The organism is Gloeomargarita sp. SRBZ-1_bins_9 (assembly GCA_039794565.1).
In the GTDB taxonomy this organism is placed as follows: Bacteria; Cyanobacteriota; Cyanobacteriia; order Gloeomargaritales; family Gloeomargaritaceae; genus Gloeomargarita.
Window position 1 is genome coordinate 136,726 of sequence record JAUQVX010000002.1, and the last position, 15,771, is coordinate 152,496.

Here is a 15,771-nt window from a genome sequence, read left to right on the forward strand (position 1 = left end):
TTCTAATGTTGTGGAGGTGGGTTCATGGCCAAGGTTGGTTTGTTTTACGGTACGCAAACGGGCAATACCCAAAATGCCGCAAAGCAGATTCAAAAGGCGCTAGGGGGCCCCCAAGTCGTGGACGTGATTGACATCGCCAACGCGGATATTGAGGATTTCGCCCGATATGACTACATCATCATCGGCTGCCCAACCTGGAACATTGGTGAGTTGCAGAGCGATTGGCAGGGTTTTTATAACGAGCAATTGGGGTCCATTGATTTCAGTGGCAAAAAAGTGGCCTATTTTGGCTGTGGCGACCAGGTGGGCTATGCCGATAACTTTCAGGATGCCATGGGCATTTTGGAGGAGATGATTACGTCGTTGGGGGGGCAAACGGTGGGGTATTGGCCGACGGAGGGTTATACGTTTAATGGGTCGAAGGCGCTGCGGGGGGATCAGTTTGTGGGCCTGGCCCTGGATGAGGATAACCAGCCGGAGTTGACGACTAAACGGATTCAAGCCTGGGCTGCCCAGTTGCAGCGGGAATTTGGTCTGGATTGATCCCAGGGGAAGGGGGGGGCAAAAGTGTCTATAACTTCTCCCCCTATGGTTCAGGTACTGCAAAGGGTTGAGAAAAATGACTCGCAACTTATCTGCCTTCCCTTTTACCTATGATGTCCCTGCTATGCCCTTTAATCATTTGGTTGTTCTTAGTGGGCTTTTTTACGGCGGTTTGTTTGGCGTTGGTGGATGGGGTGGAGGTCCTGCAACGACTGCATCGGGTTCCCTGTGACCGCTGCTATTACTTTTCGGGGGACCATCGCCTGCAGTGTGCGGTCCACCCCGGTCGGGCCATGACTCCCCTGGCTGTGGATTGCCCGGACTTTATCGCCGCCAGGCCGCGCCGCTTCTGGTCGGGCAAGGACTAGTCTCCGCCGGGGACCGGGTTGGTGTAGGATCAAGGGGCAAACGCGAAGAGTCGGGCATGGCAGAGGTTTTGACGGTTGAGGGGATTCAAAAGTTGCTGCCCCATCGTTACCCGTTTTTGTTGGTGGACCGGATCGTGGAGTATGTGCCGGGGGAACGGGCGGTGGGCATCAAAAATGTGACGTTCAACGAGCCGTTTTTCCAGGGGCATTTTCCGGGCCGACCGCTGATGCCGGGGGTGCTGATCGTTGAGGCGATGGCCCAGGTGGGGGGGGTGATCGTGATGCAGTTGCCGGAGGCCCAGGGGCGTTTGTCGGTGTTTGCCGGGATGGATAAGGTGCGCTTTCGTCGCCAGGTGACGCCGGGGGATCAGTTGGTGATCGAGGCGCAGTTGGTGCGGGTGCGGCTGGGGCGGTTTGGGCAAATCCAAGGGCGGGCGAGGGTGGAGGGGGAACTGGTTGCCGAGGGGGATTTCCTGTTTTCCCTGGTGGATTGATGCCCGATTTGATTCTCTTTTGGCACCGGCGCGATTTACGCATCGAGGACAGTGTGGGGTTGTATCAGGCGCGCCAACGTACCCCCAAAGTGGTGGGTGTGTTCTGTTGGGACCCCCATATCTTGCGACGGGAGGATATAGCGCCGATACGGGTGTGTTACCTGCGGGAGTGTCTAGCGGATTTACAGCGCCAATACCAGCGGGTAGGCAGTGAATTGTTGATGCTGTGGGCGGACCCGGCGGAGGCGATTCCCCGGTTGGCCCAGGCGCTCCGAGCGGCGGCGGTGTATTGGCATGGGGATGTGGAACCCTATAGCCGTCAACGGGACCAGCGGGTGAGGCAAGCGCTCGACCAACAGGGCATCGCCCACCGCCAGTTCTGGGACCAGTTACTACATGCCCCTGAGGACATCCTGACCCAGGCCGGGCAGCCCTACACGGTCTTTACGCCCTTTTGGAAACGGTGGTCCCAGCAGGCGAAAGCCCAGCCCTATCCCCCTTTGCAGGACTGTGTGGGGCTAACGGAACCGGAGCGACAGGTGGCCCAGCAGGCGGGCGCCATTCCCCTACCAACACTCGAGCAGTTGGGGTTTTCCTGGTCCGGTGGGTTGGACTATCCCATCGGCACGGCGGGCGCCAAGGCCCTGTTGCAGGAATTCGGCCACTCGGCGATTTACAGCTATCACCAGCAGCGTAATTTTCCGGCTGTCAACGGCACGTCCCGGTTAAGTGCGGCCTTGAAGTTTGGGGTCATCGGCATTCGCACGGTTTGGCAATTTACCCAGGAATGTCTGGCGCATTTTCCGGGCAATGAATCGGTGGTCACCTGGCAGCAGGAGTTGGCCTGGCGGGAGTTTTATCAACACGGTCTGTATCATTTCCCCCATCTGGAAACCCACTGTCACCGGGCCAAATTTGACGCTTTTCCCTGGGAGAACAATGAACGCTATTTCCAAGCCTGGTGTGCGGGAGAAACGGGCTATCCCATCGTGGATGCGGCGATGCGTCAGTTGAACCAAACCGGTTGGATGCACAACCGTTGCCGGATGATTGTGGCCAGTTTTCTCACCAAGGATTTGCTGATTGATTGGCGCTGGGGGGAACGCTATTTCATGCAGAAGCTTATAGATGGGGATTTGAGTGCCAATAACGGGGGTTGGCAGTGGAGTGCGTCGGTGGGGATGGACCCGCGGCCTTTGCGCATGTTCAACCCCAATACCCAGGCGGCCAAATTTGACCCCGACGCGGAATACATCTATACCTGGGTGCCGGAGTTGCGTCGGGTGGAGGTGGCGCAGGTGTTGACCAACCAGATGACCCCTTTGGAGCGACGGGCACTGGGATATCCGCCGCCGATTGTGGACCACGCCAAGCAACAGCAACGGTTCAAACGCAAGTACCAGGCCCTAGCTGGAGCGGTATAATGGGGATTTACTGGGAGAGATGGCCGAGTGGTCGAAGGCGCAGCACTGGAAATGCTGTGTGGGGCAACTCACCGTGGGTTCGAATCCCACTCTCTCCGTTTTCAACCTGCACCGCCGTTGGATGGACACAACTGGACTCGAACCAGTGACCTCCACGATGTCAACGTGGCGCTCTAACCAACTGAGCTATGCGTCCCTGTAGTCTCCTATAGTACCATTGGCCTGAGACCTTGACCAGAGGCATGGGTGTTCGGGTTCGGCAGCACGTCAATCCCCTAAGTCGGCATTTTTGGGAACCAGTACCGCTTCCTGATTGGCAGTCAATTTATGCCCAACTCCACCAGCCGTTACACATTGATATTGGCTCAGCTAGGGGGGTGTTTTTGCTCAAAATGGCCCAGCAACAACCCCAGTGGAATTTTTTAGGCTTGGAAATTCGTCGCTCCCTGGTGGACTATGCCAATCAGCAAAAAACAGCCTATGGTTTAACCAACCTGCACTTTCTGTTTGCCCAAGTGAACGCGCATCTGCCAGCCATCCTGGAGAGTCTGCCGACAGGGGTTTTGCAGCGGGTGACGATTCAGTTTCCCGACCCTTGGTTCAAACGCAAACAACGCAAACGCCGCATCGTCAAACCGGAATTGGTGGCGGTCATTGCCCAGTATTTGCAACCAGGGGGTGAGGTGTTCCTACAGTCGGATGTGCAGGAGGTGGCCCTGGAAATGGTGGAGTTTTTTCGCCAGCAGCCGGCGTTTGTCCTGGTGGGGGAACACCTGCCGGACAATCCCCTGGGTATTCCCACGGAACGGGAACTGTCGGTGCTGCGGCGGGGATTGCCGGTGTATCGGTTTTTGTTCCAACGGCGATGACGGCTGTGGTAGGGATGGGGCTGGTGTCGGCCCTAGGACCGGATAAGTACCGTAGCTGGCAGCGTTTACTAGACGGTGATACCCCCATCCGGGTACGGCAACCCTTTGCCCACATTCCCCCGGCCCCGTTGGCTATGGTGGCCGATGCCCCGGCAGACCCCCGTCGGCTCTTGCTCATGGCACTAACGGAAGCCCTGCAGGATGCGGGGTGGACATTGCCCTTGCCGGATTGTGGGGTGGTGATTGCCTCCAGCCGGTGTGAGCAGGCGGTGTGGGAGCAATGGCTCGCAGGACAACGCCAGGACTTGGACCGCTGGCTGGACCACCTGCCTGGACGTTGGGCTGGTTGGGTGGCGGCTAAGGTGGGGGCCAAAAGTTGGGTGGCAGCACCAATGGCGGCCTGCGCTTCTGGCATCTGGGCGGTGGCAACGGCGATGGAATGGCTGCGCCGGGGGGATTGCTCACGGGTGATCGTAGGTGCGGTGGATGCGGCCATTACGCCCTTAACGCTGGCGGGATTCCGGCAAATGGGGGTGCTGGCGACGGAAGGCTGCTTTCCTTTTGACCAGAAACGCCAGGGCCTGGTGCTGGGGGAGGCGGCAGGGGTGTTGTTGCTGGCGGCTGAAGCTCTGCCCAAATACGGCTGGATTCGAGGCTGGGGATGCACCTGTGATGCCGATAGTCCGGTAGCCCCTAGTGCCGATACCGCTGCTGCCCAACAGGCCATCCAAACCTGTTTGGCCCTGGCCGGTCTTGCGCCAGCAAGCTGTGACGCTATTCACACCCACGGCACCGGCACGCCCCACAATGACCGGCGGGAGATGCAACTCATTCAGCAGCTTTTTCCTGAGTCTGTGGCGCTGCTGGCCACTAAAGGGGCAACGGGGCACACGTTGGGGGCGGCGGGCTTGGTCAATGTCATCTTCTCGCTGCTGGCGCTGCACACCCAGATGTTGCCCCCTTGTGTGGGGTTGACCCAGCCGGCGTTTCCGGGCCGGTTTGTCCGCCGCGCCCAACCGGCAACGTTCCAATTCATCCTGAATTTGAGTTTTGGGTTTGGGGGCCAGAATGGGGCGGTGTTGGTGGCTCGCGCCGGGGCGTAATCAGGCCGTAGTCGCTCCAGTAGCTGTGGCGGTTGCCAATAATGACGGTGCAGAACATGTCCACGGGTAATTGGGTGAAATGGGCCAGGTCTGACCGCCAAATTTGTTCGTCCGGGCGATAAGCCTGGCGTACGATAGCAACAGGCGTTTGAGGAGCGCGGTACTGCAAAAAAATGGCCTGGGCGGCTCCGAGTTGCCAGGTGCGTTTGGCCGAGCAGGGGTTGTAAATTACGGTTACAAAATCCCCCTGGGCGGCATGGGTCAGGCGCTGGGCAATCACCTCCCAGGGCACGTGTAAATCACTCAGACTAAGGGCGCAAAAATCCTGCATCAAGGGTGCTCCCACCCGGCTGGCTACAGCCTGTAGCGCCGAAATCCCCGGTACTATCTGCACCCGGTCCCGCAAGGGAGCATCAGGTTGGGCCTGCAACCACTCCAGCACCACCCCCGCCATGCCATAAATGCCGCAGTCGCCGGAGGAAACCACCGCCACCGTTAATCCCCAACTGGCCAGTTCAATGGCCCGTTGCGCCCGCTGGGTTTCTTGACCAATGGCGTACGGCTCCCAAATCTGCCCCGGTCGTCGTAAGGGGGCCAGCAATTCCAGGTACAGCCGGTAGCCGATCACCACATCCGCCTGGGTCAGGGCAGTGCGGGCCGCTGGGGTCAGTTGGCTCAAGTCGCCAGGCCCCATCCCCACCAAATACAAGTAGCCTTGACGGTCGGTCCACTCCCGGGGCGCTAAAGCTACGGCAACGGTGACATTGGGAAAGGTGTGCTTGGGCACCAACAGGGGACCTTGGGCCGCTTGGATGGCCGCCGCTTCCGCCACACTGGGGGTGCCGACGGCCTGGGCGACAACCGCCGATGGATGGGGGACCGGCGTTGCCCGCAATTGCTCCGCGCTGAAGGTACGTAGCGGCCACCTTTGGCTTTGCGCCAGGGCCACCAGCCCCTCTTCGTCCCTTTTGCGGTCAATCGTTGCAAGGCCGGCGACGGCTGCCAGGGCAAGTTGGTGCTGGACAAAAACCTGCTCAATGGCCTGGTAGATGACGGGGGCAGGGGTTCCCCGGGCGCAACCCACCCCCACCCACAACACTCGGGGATGCCAGACCCCATAGGTCACAGGGGGCTGTACCTGTCGGTGGGTGACCCAGAGCTGGGGATGGCGGGCGTTGGGGTGGTCGGTCCAAAGGACGGGTAGGTCCGGGGGGAGAGCCTGTCGCCATAGGGTCTGGCCGGCTTCCTGGATCACTTGCACCGGTTCACCCCGCAGGAACGCGCTGGCTAAGGCCGTCCAGTCTCCGGCTCCCCGACGCCATCCCCAGGGATGTCCCCAGGTATCCACCGCCGGTAGGTCCTGGGCGCTGGCGGCATCGGTGACAATAGCTTGGGCATCCAACCAGGCAGCAATGGCTCGACAGAGGACATCCCCCCGCCCCTGGTGGCCCCCACACACCGTAATGACGTACTGGCTGGATTCGGGGATACACAGCACCAGGGGGTCTTGGTGTTTGTCTCGCAGCAAAGGGGCAATCAGGCGCACCACCGCCCCCAGCGTCAACCCCAACACCAGTGTTCGGTGCCCATCCCAAAGTCGGCGCAGGTGTTCCCCCAGAGATGGGCCGTAAGCCAAGCCGCCGGTTGCCTGGGCCACAGACGGCGCACACCACACCGTTCCCCCAAAGTGCCGAGCGACATCGGTCAAGCGCCGGTAACTGGTCGGGGTTGTGGCGATCCAGGCCAGGGGGTGCCATTCGCTCCAGGGGTGGCTCATGGTGGTGAGGGCAGGGCCTCCTGTTGCTGCACCAGTTCGACCCCCCAGGACGTCCCCAGGCGGGTGGCACCGGCGCGCAGTAGAGCGTGGGCCTGCTCTAAGGTACGAATGCCCCCCGCTGCTTTGATCCCCACCCGTTGCTGGGTCAATTCCCGCAAAGCCGTCACCTGCTCCACCGTCACTCCACCAAACCAACCACTGCCCGTTTTCAGATACTGCACCCCCGCATCTAGACAAATCTCCACCGCCAGCTTTTGTTCGTCCGGGGTGAGCTGGCCCATTTCCACAATGGCTTTCACCGTTTGCCCGGTGTCTTGCACAATCTGGGCGATTTCTTCGTAAACGGCCTGGGTTTGGCCCCCTTTGAGCCAGCCCCAATGCAGCACCACGTCCAGTTCTTGGGCACCGTTGTCCACTGCCTCCATGGCCTCATAGAGCTTGACGGCGCTGGTGGTGGCCCCCAGGGGAAACCCAATCACGGCACAGACCCGGCACCGACGGTGAGGCAAACGTTCCACGCACTGGCGCACGGCGCTGGGATAGACACACACCACCGGAAACCCATACCGATCGGCAATGTCGCAGCCCTCGGCCACCTCCTGGGGGGTGATGCCTGGACGCAACAGGGCGTGTTCGATCACCGAGGCAATGTCCGGTAAATCGGTCAACGGCGGTTCTCCGGCCAACACGATACGATCATAAAGACAAAGTTCGGGACATGGCGATGGTGGATCAATTGATGCGGGCCACAGCGGCTGGGGGGGCCATCCGGGCCGTGGGGGTGATTACCACCCGGTTGGTGGGGGAAGCGCGACAACGGCACGGCTTGTCCTACGTGGCCACGGCGGCCTTGGGACGGACCATGAGCGCGGGATTGCTGCTGGCGTCGAGTATGAAACGGATGGCGGCCCGGGTCAACATTCGCTTCCGGGGGAACGGACCGCTGGGGACCGTGTTTGTGGATGCGGGGCGGGATGGCACGGTGCGGGGCTACGTGGACCAACCCCAGGTAGAACTGCCCCCCAATCCCCAAGGGAAATTGGATGTAGGCAGAGCGGTCGGTGCCGAGGGCTATCTTTACGTGCTGCGGGACAACGGCTACGGCTATCCCTATGCCAGTACGGTGGAGCTCGTCTCCGGGGAAGTGGGCGACGACATTGCCTACTACCTGACAACCTCGGAACAGACCCCCTCGGCCCTGGCGTTGGGAGTGTATCTAGAGGGGGGTCAAGTGCGCGCCGCCGGGGGATTACTCCTGCAAATCCTGCCCAAGGCGGCCCAGGAGGAAGGACTCATCGAGGTACTGGAATCCCGGGTGGCGGCCCTATCGGGATTTACGCCCCTGTTGTTAGCCGGACGCCAGTTGAGCGACATGTTCCAGGAATTGCTGGGGGACATGGACCTGGTGATTTTCCCCGAAGTCCAACTGGTACGCTTCCACTGCGGCTGTAACTTCGACCGGGTGCTGGGGGCGCTGAAAATGCTGGGCATCCAGGAACTCAAAAGCATGATCCACCAGGACGACGGTGCAGAAGTTACCTGCCATTTTTGCAGCTCCGTGTTCCACGCCCAGCGCAACCACCTGGAACAACTGGTGGAGGAACTGGAGCGGGAAGCCGCCGCCAAGCCACTGCGCTAGGGACAGTCCATTAAAAATCTCGCCGTTGCTGTACCGCCTGCATCAGACGCTCCTGCACCTCGGCGATCGACAAGGCCCCCAGGTCCCCACCGTGGCGGGTGCGGATACTCAGGGTGCTGCTTTGCTGCTCCTTGGCCCCCACGATGGCCATCACCGGAATTTTCGCCGTCTCCGCATTGCGGATGAGTTTCCCCAATCGTTCCCCCGACCTATCCACCTCCACCCGGAGGCCCAATTTCTGCCAGTCGGTGGCAAGGTTTTGGGCGTAGGCCACGTATTGTTCGGCCACCGGCAAAAACCGCAATTGCACCGGCGCCAACCACAGGGGAAAGTCACCGGCGTAGTGCTCGATGAGAATCCCAAAGAAACGTTCCAAGGAACCAAAAATGGCCCGGTGGATCATAATCGGTGTCTGGCGAGAACCATCCGCCGCCACATATTCCAAACCGAAACGCTGGGGCAAGTTGAAGTCTACCTGCACCGTTGAACATTGCCATAGCCGCCCGATGGCATCCCGAATTTTAATATCAATCTTCGGTCCGTAAAAGGCGCCCCCCCCCACATCCTCTTTGTAGGTCCAACCCTTGGTATCCAGGGCATTCCGCAGGGCCTTGGTCGCCAGTTCCCACACCTCATCGGACCCCACCGACTTCTCCGGGCGGGTGGATAAATTCACCTCATAATCCCGAAACCCAAAATCCGACAGGATTTGTTCGGTCAGGTTCAACACCCCCAGGATTTCCTCCGCCACCTGTTCCGGCAAACAGAAGATGTGGGCGTCGTCCTGGGTAAATCCCCGTACCCGCATAAGGCCATGCAAGGTTCCTGACCGTTCATAGCGATAGACCGTCCCCAACTCCGCATAGCGAATGGGCAACTCCCGATAGGAATGGAGATGGGTTTTATAGGTCAAAACATGAAAGGGACAATTCATGGGTTTGAGTTGATAGGCCTGGGCTTCGACGGGGATGGCCTCAAACATACTCTCCCGATAAAAATCCCAGTGCCCCGATGTTTTCCACAGGTCCAGGTGGGCCAAATGGGGTGTATAGAGCAGTTCATAACCAGCCCGCAGATGGGCGTCCCGCCAATAGTTTTCGATCAACAACCGCATCCGGGCACCCTTGGGATGCCAAAAGACCAACCCACCCCCCGCCTCCTCCTGGATGCTGAATAAATCCAACTCCTGCCCCAAGCGCCGATGGTCCCGCCGGAGGGCCTCCTGCTTGCGCTGTAAATAGGCCTGCAATTGCTCGGGCGTTTCCCAAGCCGTCCCATAGATGCGTTGGAGCATGGGGTTGCGTTCATCCCCTCGCCAGTAGGCCCCCGCCACGCTTTCCAGTTCGATGGCATCGGGATTGAGTTCCCCCACGTTATCCAAGTGTGGCCCAGCGCACAGGTCCCACCACTCGTCCCCCAGGTGATAAATCGTAATCGGTTCTTCCTTAATGTCAGCCAAAATTTCCAGTTTGTAGGGTTCATTTAAGGCCTGAATGCGGCGCAGGGCTTCCTCCCGGGTGACCTCCTCGCGAATAACCGGCAGTTTCTTCTTAATGATTTTCACCATCTCTTTTTTGATGGCCTTGAGGTCCTTTTCGGTAAAGGGTTCCGGGTGGTCGAAATCGTAATAAAAGCCATCTTCAATCCAGGGACCAATCGTCACTTTGGCCTTGGGAAATAGCCGTTGCACCGCCATGGCCATGACGTGGGAGGCCGTGTGGCGAATGCGTTTGAGCCGCTCCGATTCGCTCGTTTTGGGCAAATGAATAGGGTCCATGGTCCTATGATAACGCAGGGGCGGGGTGGCACAGGGCGGCCAGGCGCTGGCTGTCGAGCAAAAACACCGTTAGCGGTTCCTCAGACCGGCGGATCACATGGCTGGCCAGGCCCAAGGTATCGGCTTGCCGGTAAGTCGGGGGCAGCGGTTGTATTTCTGGTGGCGCCACCTCCATCAGGGCGGGGATGCCACTACAGGGAACGCCGTAGAGTTCACCGCCGCTGCGGACGACCGTGAGATGGGTAGGGGGACTGGCATTGGGTTGACCGAATAAATACTGGTGCAGGTCAAGGACGATGACTTCCTGCTGCTCAAAATGGGCAAGGCCGATGGGGCGCTGGCCGCTGCTGTAAACAGTGGGGTAGGGAATCACTTTTTGCACCTGGGTCAAGGGCCACCCCACCTGGAGGGAACCCACGGGAAAATACAAAACCTTCATGGCCTGATCCCTTGGGCTGGTTGTTCGTTGTCTATCCCTATTATGGAACTAAAAAAAACCAGCATTGGGTTGCTATTTGCAAAGCCAACGGGAAGACTAATCTTGGCGCGGTTGCCCGGCACTCCCCCCTGAGGAGGCCAAGGTCTGGCTGAGTTCTTGCAGTTTTTGCTCGTATTCTGCTTGGGTGATTTCCCCCCTTTGCAATTGCTGGTTGAGTTGTTGAATCCGGTCAGCATGGGCCTGCTGTTGGGCTTGGATCAAGGCGCGGTTTTTTTGATATTCCTGTTCCCCTTCCCGGCGGGCTTGTCTGAAGGCTTCCTGCAGGGTTTGCCGGTCCAATTTACCCCCCGAGGCGTAGTACTGGTTGGCCACTTTGCCGATGGCCCAGGTGGACGCATAGGAAAGGGATGCACCGACCACACTGCCCCAGCCGGGCACCAGCTTGGCCGCATTGCTCACCGCAATCCGAAACAGGGAAATGCCCACCCCCCCCACCATGCCATCCCGCAGTAACTCCGCTTCCCGCCGCTGCACCTGGTAACCCCAGTACTGCCCAATCTCTTCGATCATTTTCAACTGAAAGGTCAACACGGCAATGTCCGTGACCAACGCCAACCCCGGCACAGGAAAGGCCCCCAGCACGGCGGTAAAAATCGCGTAGTTTCGGATGATTTGGTCAATGCGCCGTTCCCGTTCCACCGGGTCCCTAATAGGGGCAATGGGGGTCGGTAGCAAGGTGCTGCGGGTATCCTCCAACAGACGCTGAATAAAATCCGCCTGCTCCTGGGGGATGCGAAAGGCCTGTTTGATCCGGGCCAGGACCTCCCGCTCCTCCACCGAGCGATTCCGGTCGGCGCAGGCCATGGCCAAGGCAGCCGCATAGACCTGTTCCCGGGCGGCGGGGGAGGTAATTTGCGCCAGCTCGGCCTCCAGGTCAATGTCCTGACGCACCAAATCCAGCAGGGATACGTCAGGGGGTAGGTCTAAATTCCGGCAGGTCTCTAGCAGGATTTCTTCTTCCTCGGCCCGGAAAATACCATCCGCCCGCGCCATGAAAATCAAGACCTTAATGCAAGCCAAGGCTTCCTGGGGCGACAAATTGGACATCAACCGACCTACTACAGCCTTGCCTCCATTCTAGGGGTGGATCCGGTTCGGGCGACACTTTCTTTACAATTAGATTAAATTTGCGGTCTGGGTGGAAGCTGTGGAAACAACTGCCCCTGCGTTGCCCTTGCCCTATACCCTGAACCCGGATTACCGTCTGGCTGCGAGTTTGGCAGTGGTAGGTTTGGTGGTAACGCCCTGGTCCTGGCCGGTCGGGGTTGGCTGTACGGCTCTGGCGGCCTTTCTGGCTTGGCAAACCGCTACCCTGCGCTGGACGTTTACGGCAACGGCGGTGGTTCTCACCCGCAACGGGCAGCCGATCCGCACGTTTCCCTATGCCGAATGGCAGGATTGGTACCTGTTCTGGCCGAGGTTACCGGTGGTGCTGTTTTTCCGGGAGGTGCGGAGCATTCACTTTGTGCCGGTCCTGTTTGACCCCGTGGCCTTGACCCAATATCTCAACCGTTACTGTCCCTCTAGGGGAGCGCATTGATGGAAACTCCAGAGACGGCGGCGTTGGCAGCCCAAATCGAACAACTGCGGGCGGACATTGCCCAACTGCAAGCGGAGAAGGCCCGGTGGCAAGCGGAAGTGCAGCAGGCCCAGGCCCAGTTTCAGCAACTGTTGCCCCAGGTGCTGCGGGAATTGGAGGAACGGCGTCAGAAATTGCAATTGAGTATTGAACAACTGGAACGCCGCCAGGAACGCATCCAGAAGGAAATGCGCTCGACCTTTGCCGGCAGCTCCCAGGAGATTGCGGTGCGGGTGCAGGGCTTCAAGGATTATTTGCGGGGGGCGCTCCAGGAACTGGTAGCCAGCGTGGAGGAATTGCCCCTGGTGCCCCCATCGCCGGCCCCGGACACTGAACCACCGCCTCCGGCCCGGAAAAAACCAATGCCTTTGCAAATCGCCGCCCAAACCTACGCGGACCAGGTGGAGGTGATTGAGGAGTGCCTGGAGCAGTACCGCACCCGACCGGATTACTACGGCCCGGCTTGGCAGTTACGGCGCACTTTTGAACCGGTGCACGAAGAACGGGTGCGACGCTGGTTTCTGGAACAGGGGGGCCGGGGGGCGCTCCGCAGTATGGGTAGTCGCCTGCAAAATATCCTGGTGACCTCGGCGATTATCTCCATCCTGCGCCAGCTCTACGATACGGATTTGCGGGTGTTGGTGCTCACCAGCGGCCCGGAACGCCTGGGGGAATGGCGACGGGGGTTACAGGACTGTTTGGGGGTCAGCCGGTCAGATTTCGGGGCCGAGGGGGGCATTTTGCTGTTTGAAGCCCCGGAACCCCTGGCCCACAAGGCGGACCGCTTTGAGCGGGATGACCTGGTGCCCTTTATTGTGATGGATGAAGGAGACGGGACGGTGCCGGTGGTGTTGCTGCAATTTCCCCTCTGGCTGACTTTTGCCCCCGACCCGAAGAAGGTGCGCCAACGGCAATTGGAAACGGACGAATTCGATTTCAAACTCTTCTAGGTCGGTTCCAGTTGTCCCTGGGAGAGCTGGAAATAGGCGGCGGCGGCCTGGCAATCCTGCTGGATTTGGGCTTGCAAGGCGGTGATACTGGGGAATTTCTGCTCAGGACGCAAAAAGTGGCGCAACTGCACCTGCAACTCCTGGCCGTACAAATCCCCGCGCCAGCGCAACAGATGGACCTCCGCCGTCAGGGTTTGCCCGTCTACGGTAGGCCGGTAGCCTAGGTTCATCACTCCTGGTTTGGGCTGGGGCCAACCCGCCGCCTGCACCTCCACACAATAGACCCCCTGGCGCGGCAAAAATTTGCGGGCGGGCAGTTGCAAATTGGCGGTGGGAAATCCCATTTCCTTTCCCATAGACCGTCCGGGCACCACTTGGCCAATCAAGGTATAGGGCCGTCCCAGTAGGCGTTCGACTGCCGCCACCTGGCCCTGCAACAACAGTTCTCGGATACGGGAGCTGCTGATGCGTTCCCCGTCTAACTGCTGCTCCGGGACGATGGTCACCCCAATACCCAAGGATTCCCCCAATCGCTGAAGCAACTGGGCATTGCCCCGCCGTCCCTGGCCAAAGCAGAAGTCCGCCCCTATGCTCACCTGACGCGCCTGCAACTGCCGGTGGAGAACCTCGAGGACAAAGGCTTCCGGTGTCATCTGGGCCAACTCCCGGTCAAAGGTCAACAGCACCAGTTGTCGGACACCCCAACTCTCCAGGATGGCCCGTTTCTCCGGCAAGGGCGTCAAGAGGGCGCGGGGCTGGCCGCTGAAATACTCCACCGGATGGGGTTGGAACGTGACCACCGTCGGCCACAGGTCGGGATGGGATAAAATCGGCGCAATGACTACACGATGACCCCGGTGCAGGCCATCAAAATTCCCCAGGGCAACGGCCGTTGGGGTCAGGACTTGGTCAGGGGTCGCCGGTATCCACACACTTTACATTTTGACATAATTCGCCCCCGCAAATGCTCGTCCCCTGCCTATGCTGGTAAGTAAACGGTTGTTGGGAGGATTGGGCAATGGCCGGTGTACAGTCGTGGGTGCCCCTGGTGGCGCGGGTATTTTTATCGGCGGTGTTTATTCGCGCCGGCATCACCAAAATTCTCAACCCGGAGGGCACCCAAGCCTACATGGCCAAGTTTGGCGTGCCAGGGTGGTTGTTGATCCCCACGATTATCGTGTTGCTGGCGGGGGGATTATCGGTGCTCCTAGGATACAAGGCCCGCTGGGGAGCGGCGTTGCTGATCGGTTTTCTCATTCCTGCTACCCTCATCTTCCACACCGATTTCAGTCAGAATATCGAGGTGATCCAATTTTTTAAGAATCTGGCGCTGATGGGGGGTCTGCTGCTGGTGGTGAGCTACGGCGCTGGCCCCTTGAGTGTGGACCACCCGCAACCCTAGAGACCGATCAGGGCCTCCACAAATTCGTAGCTGGAAAAGGGCCGCAAATCCGTTAACCCCTCGCCGGCGCCAATAAAGCGAATCGGCAACCCCAATTCCTGGGCAATGGCTAGGGCGATTCCCCCCCGGGCGGTACTGTCCAGTTTGGTGATGATGACCCCTGTTAGGCGCACCGCTTCGGTAAAGACCTGGGCCTGGCGCAGCCCGTTTTGCCCGAGGGTGGCATCGAGCACCAGCAGGGATTCGACATGGGCCTCGGGGGCTTTTTTGTCGATCACCCGCCGGATTTTGGCCAGTTCCGCCATCAGGTTTTGTTTGTTTTGCAAACGACCGGCGGTATCCACCAGCAGGAGTTCCACCCCCCGAGCTTGGGCTGCTCCAATGGCATCGAAGACCACCGCTGCCGGGTCCGCGTTGGGGGTAGGGTTGCTGATGACGTCAACGCCGGCCCGTTCGCCCCAGATTTGCAGTTGTTCCACGGCTGCCGCCCGAAACGTGTCCGCCGCCGCAATCAGGCAACGATAACCGGATTTCTGGGCCAGGTGCGCCAGTTTGCCGATGGTGGTGGTTTTACCAACGCCGTTGACCCCGGTGATCAACCAGATATTTAACCGGCCCCGCGCTGGCGTCAAGTTGGGGGCATAACCCCGTCGGTAGGGTTGTTCTAGCACCTCCCGCAACAGGCTGGCCATCAGCTTCAGGGCCATTTCCGGGGGGAGGGCCTCCTGGCGCAGGCGGTTTTGGATTTGTTGGATGACCCAATCGGTAACCGTCACCCCCACATCGGCTTGCAGCAGTAAGGTTTCCAGTTCGCCAACCGCCCGTTCATCCAGGGGTCCTTGCCCCACGATGGCCTTGAGCTGGTTGAGGATTTGGCGGCGAGTTTTGGCCAGGCCCCGGCGCAGTTTTTGTAACCAGTTGATTTCTTCGACGGTGACCTCTTCAGGTCGTCGCCCCTGGGCCGCCAGGACTTCGGCAGACCACAAAAAGCCTTCGTCTAGCTGCGGTAGGGGTTCGGCGGCAGGCGTCGTAGGGGCAGGTTCCGTTGATGACGACGGGGCGGCTAAGGATTCCTTGAGGGCGGCCAACCGGCTTTGGCGTAACGCCGCTGCTCGGGCCAGGAAGGAGGTGGGGGATGCTAAAGTTTCCGGTTCAGGTTCGGGTTCGGGGGAAACCTCGGGTGCGGCTGCCCCTTGCTGCTGTTGCCGGATATGTTCATAGGCCCGTTTAGCCCATTCCACATAATCTATCGCCGGGGTTGTCCCATCGGTGGGGGTTGGGTTCCGCTCGAACCAATTGAACGTCATGGGCAGTCATCCGTGAACCTGTGCATCCAGTATAGTGACA

At 59.7% G+C, this 15,771-nt stretch carries 17 protein-coding genes and 2 tRNA genes; 11 read left to right on the plus strand and 8 right to left on the minus strand.

Features of this window, described 5'->3' with window-relative positions:
- Positions 1–24 precede the first annotated feature (24 nt).
- The 5 genes from fldA (at position 25) to Q6L55_03110 (ending at position 2,927) form a co-directional block, all read left to right on the plus strand.
- The gene (gene fldA / locus Q6L55_03090) at positions 25–543 is read left to right on the plus strand and encodes a flavodoxin FldA (GenBank protein MEN9257701.1); all 519 of its coding nucleotides are present in this window, start codon (positions 25–27) and stop codon (positions 541–543) included.
- A 110-nt stretch (positions 544–653) separates the two neighbouring features.
- Positions 654–911, plus strand: coding sequence for a hypothetical protein (locus tag Q6L55_03095; GenBank protein MEN9257702.1), 258 nt, complete (start codon positions 654–656; stop codon positions 909–911).
- 56 nt (positions 912–967) lie between these two features.
- Positions 968–1,405, plus strand: a complete 438-nt coding sequence (gene fabZ / locus Q6L55_03100) for a 3-hydroxyacyl-ACP dehydratase FabZ (GenBank protein ID MEN9257703.1) — start codon at positions 968–970, stop codon at positions 1,403–1,405.
- Complete coding sequence (locus Q6L55_03105) at positions 1,405–2,829, plus strand: FAD-binding domain-containing protein (GenBank protein ID MEN9257704.1); 1,425 nt, start codon at positions 1,405–1,407, stop codon at positions 2,827–2,829. The genes fabZ and Q6L55_03105 overlap by 1 nt, the downstream gene beginning before the upstream one ends.
- 13 nt (positions 2,830–2,842) lie before the next feature.
- Positions 2,843–2,927 (plus strand) — tRNA-Ser (locus Q6L55_03110).
- 24 nt (positions 2,928–2,951) lie between these two features.
- On the opposite strand, the gene Q6L55_03115 is transcribed toward Q6L55_03110, so the two are convergent.
- A tRNA-Val gene (locus Q6L55_03115) sits at positions 2,952–3,025 on the minus strand.
- A gap of 46 nt (positions 3,026–3,071) precedes the next feature.
- Between Q6L55_03115 and trmB the strand changes: the two genes are divergently transcribed.
- Both trmB and Q6L55_03125 read left to right on the plus strand, forming a co-directional pair.
- Entirely contained in the window at positions 3,072–3,698 is a 627-nt protein-coding gene (trmB, locus tag Q6L55_03120) for a tRNA (guanosine(46)-N7)-methyltransferase TrmB (protein ID MEN9257705.1), read from the plus strand.
- Positions 3,695–4,801 (plus strand): beta-ketoacyl synthase N-terminal-like domain-containing protein, encoded by a 1,107-nt coding sequence (locus Q6L55_03125; GenBank protein ID MEN9257706.1) that lies wholly within the window; start codon positions 3,695–3,697, stop codon positions 4,799–4,801. The genes trmB and Q6L55_03125 overlap by 4 nt, the downstream gene beginning before the upstream one ends.
- Here Q6L55_03125 and cobJ read toward each other — a convergent pair.
- Entirely contained in the window at positions 4,731–6,578 is a 1,848-nt protein-coding gene (gene cobJ, locus Q6L55_03130; GenBank protein ID MEN9257707.1) for a precorrin-3B C(17)-methyltransferase, read from the minus strand. The genes Q6L55_03125 and cobJ overlap by 71 nt on opposite strands.
- Positions 6,575–7,246 (minus strand): deoxyribose-phosphate aldolase, encoded by a 672-nt coding sequence (deoC, locus tag Q6L55_03135; GenBank protein ID MEN9257708.1) that lies wholly within the window; start codon positions 7,244–7,246, stop codon positions 6,575–6,577. Before deoC ends, cobJ begins: the two co-directional genes overlap by 4 nt.
- A gap of 50 nt (positions 7,247–7,296) precedes the next feature.
- Between deoC and hslO the strand changes: the two genes are divergently transcribed.
- A complete protein-coding gene (gene hslO, locus Q6L55_03140) occupies positions 7,297–8,217 on the plus strand; it encodes an Hsp33 family molecular chaperone HslO (protein ID MEN9257709.1) in 921 nt (306 codons plus the stop codon).
- A gap of 10 nt (positions 8,218–8,227) precedes the next feature.
- On the opposite strand, the gene thrS is transcribed toward hslO, so the two are convergent.
- The 3 genes from thrS to Q6L55_03155 all read right to left on the minus strand — a co-directional run bounded on the left by thrS (position 8,228) and on the right by Q6L55_03155 (position 11,543).
- Entirely contained in the window at positions 8,228–9,994 is a 1,767-nt protein-coding gene (gene thrS, locus Q6L55_03145) for a threonine--tRNA ligase (GenBank protein MEN9257710.1), read from the minus strand.
- 4 nt (positions 9,995–9,998) lie between these two features.
- Positions 9,999–10,433: a chemotaxis protein CheW gene (locus tag Q6L55_03150; protein ID MEN9257711.1), complete on the minus strand. Its 435-nt coding sequence runs from the start codon at positions 10,431–10,433 to the stop codon at positions 9,999–10,001.
- Positions 10,434–10,529: 96 nt separating this feature from the next.
- Entirely contained in the window at positions 10,530–11,543 is a 1,014-nt protein-coding gene (locus tag Q6L55_03155; GenBank protein MEN9257712.1) for a DUF533 domain-containing protein, read from the minus strand.
- An 88-nt stretch (positions 11,544–11,631) separates the two neighbouring features.
- Here Q6L55_03155 and Q6L55_03160 point away from each other — a divergent pair, with 88 nt between their 5' ends.
- Positions 11,632–12,033 (plus strand): DUF3119 family protein, encoded by a 402-nt coding sequence (locus Q6L55_03160; protein MEN9257713.1) that lies wholly within the window; start codon positions 11,632–11,634, stop codon positions 12,031–12,033.
- Complete coding sequence (locus Q6L55_03165) at positions 12,033–13,022, plus strand: DUF3086 domain-containing protein (GenBank protein ID MEN9257714.1); 990 nt, start codon at positions 12,033–12,035, stop codon at positions 13,020–13,022. Before Q6L55_03160 ends, Q6L55_03165 begins: the two co-directional genes overlap by 1 nt.
- Here Q6L55_03165 and Q6L55_03170 read toward each other — a convergent pair.
- Complete coding sequence (locus tag Q6L55_03170; protein ID MEN9257715.1) at positions 13,019–13,954, minus strand: bifunctional riboflavin kinase/FAD synthetase; 936 nt, start codon at positions 13,952–13,954, stop codon at positions 13,019–13,021. The two genes, Q6L55_03165 and Q6L55_03170, sit on opposite strands and share 4 nt — an antisense overlap.
- Before the next feature lie 86 nt (positions 13,955–14,040).
- Here Q6L55_03170 and Q6L55_03175 point away from each other — a divergent pair, with 86 nt between their 5' ends.
- The gene (locus Q6L55_03175; GenBank protein ID MEN9257716.1) at positions 14,041–14,424 is read left to right on the plus strand and encodes a DoxX family protein; all 384 of its coding nucleotides are present in this window, start codon (positions 14,041–14,043) and stop codon (positions 14,422–14,424) included.
- Here the strand turns inward: Q6L55_03175 and ftsY are convergent.
- Complete coding sequence (gene ftsY, locus Q6L55_03180) at positions 14,421–15,731, minus strand: signal recognition particle-docking protein FtsY (protein MEN9257717.1); 1,311 nt, start codon at positions 15,729–15,731, stop codon at positions 14,421–14,423. The two genes, Q6L55_03175 and ftsY, sit on opposite strands and share 4 nt — an antisense overlap.
- Positions 15,732–15,771: the final 40 nt, after the last annotated feature.

What these genes read in the sequence shown, in the direction of transcription:
- fldA (MEN9257701.1), top strand. Translation starts at nt 25, where the DNA reads ATGGCCAAGGTTGGTTTGTTTTACGGTACGCAAACGGGCAATACCCAA.
- Q6L55_03095 (MEN9257702.1), top strand. Translation starts at nt 654, where the DNA reads ATGATGTCCCTGCTATGCCCTTTAATCATTTGGTTGTTCTTAGTGGGC.
- fabZ (MEN9257703.1), top strand. Translation starts at nt 968, where the DNA reads ATGGCAGAGGTTTTGACGGTTGAGGGGATTCAAAAGTTGCTGCCCCAT.
- Q6L55_03105 (MEN9257704.1), top strand. Translation starts at nt 1,405, where the DNA reads ATGCCCGATTTGATTCTCTTTTGGCACCGGCGCGATTTACGCATCGAG.
- trmB (MEN9257705.1), top strand. Translation starts at nt 3,072, where the DNA reads ATGGGTGTTCGGGTTCGGCAGCACGTCAATCCCCTAAGTCGGCATTTT.
- Q6L55_03125 (MEN9257706.1), top strand. Translation starts at nt 3,695, where the DNA reads ATGACGGCTGTGGTAGGGATGGGGCTGGTGTCGGCCCTAGGACCGGAT.
- cobJ (MEN9257707.1), bottom strand. Translation starts at nt 6,578, where the DNA reads ATGAGCCACCCCTGGAGCGAATGGCACCCCCTGGCCTGGATCGCCACA.
- hslO (MEN9257709.1), top strand. Translation starts at nt 7,297, where the DNA reads ATGGCGATGGTGGATCAATTGATGCGGGCCACAGCGGCTGGGGGGGCC.
- thrS (MEN9257710.1), bottom strand. Translation starts at nt 9,994, where the DNA reads ATGGACCCTATTCATTTGCCCAAAACGAGCGAATCGGAGCGGCTCAAA.
- Q6L55_03150 (MEN9257711.1), bottom strand. Translation starts at nt 10,433, where the DNA reads ATGAAGGTTTTGTATTTTCCCGTGGGTTCCCTCCAGGTGGGGTGGCCC.
- Q6L55_03165 (MEN9257714.1), top strand. Translation starts at nt 12,033, where the DNA reads ATGGAAACTCCAGAGACGGCGGCGTTGGCAGCCCAAATCGAACAACTG.
- Q6L55_03175 (MEN9257716.1), top strand. Translation starts at nt 14,041, where the DNA reads ATGGCCGGTGTACAGTCGTGGGTGCCCCTGGTGGCGCGGGTATTTTTA.
- ftsY (MEN9257717.1), bottom strand. Translation starts at nt 15,731, where the DNA reads ATGACGTTCAATTGGTTCGAGCGGAACCCAACCCCCACCGATGGGACA.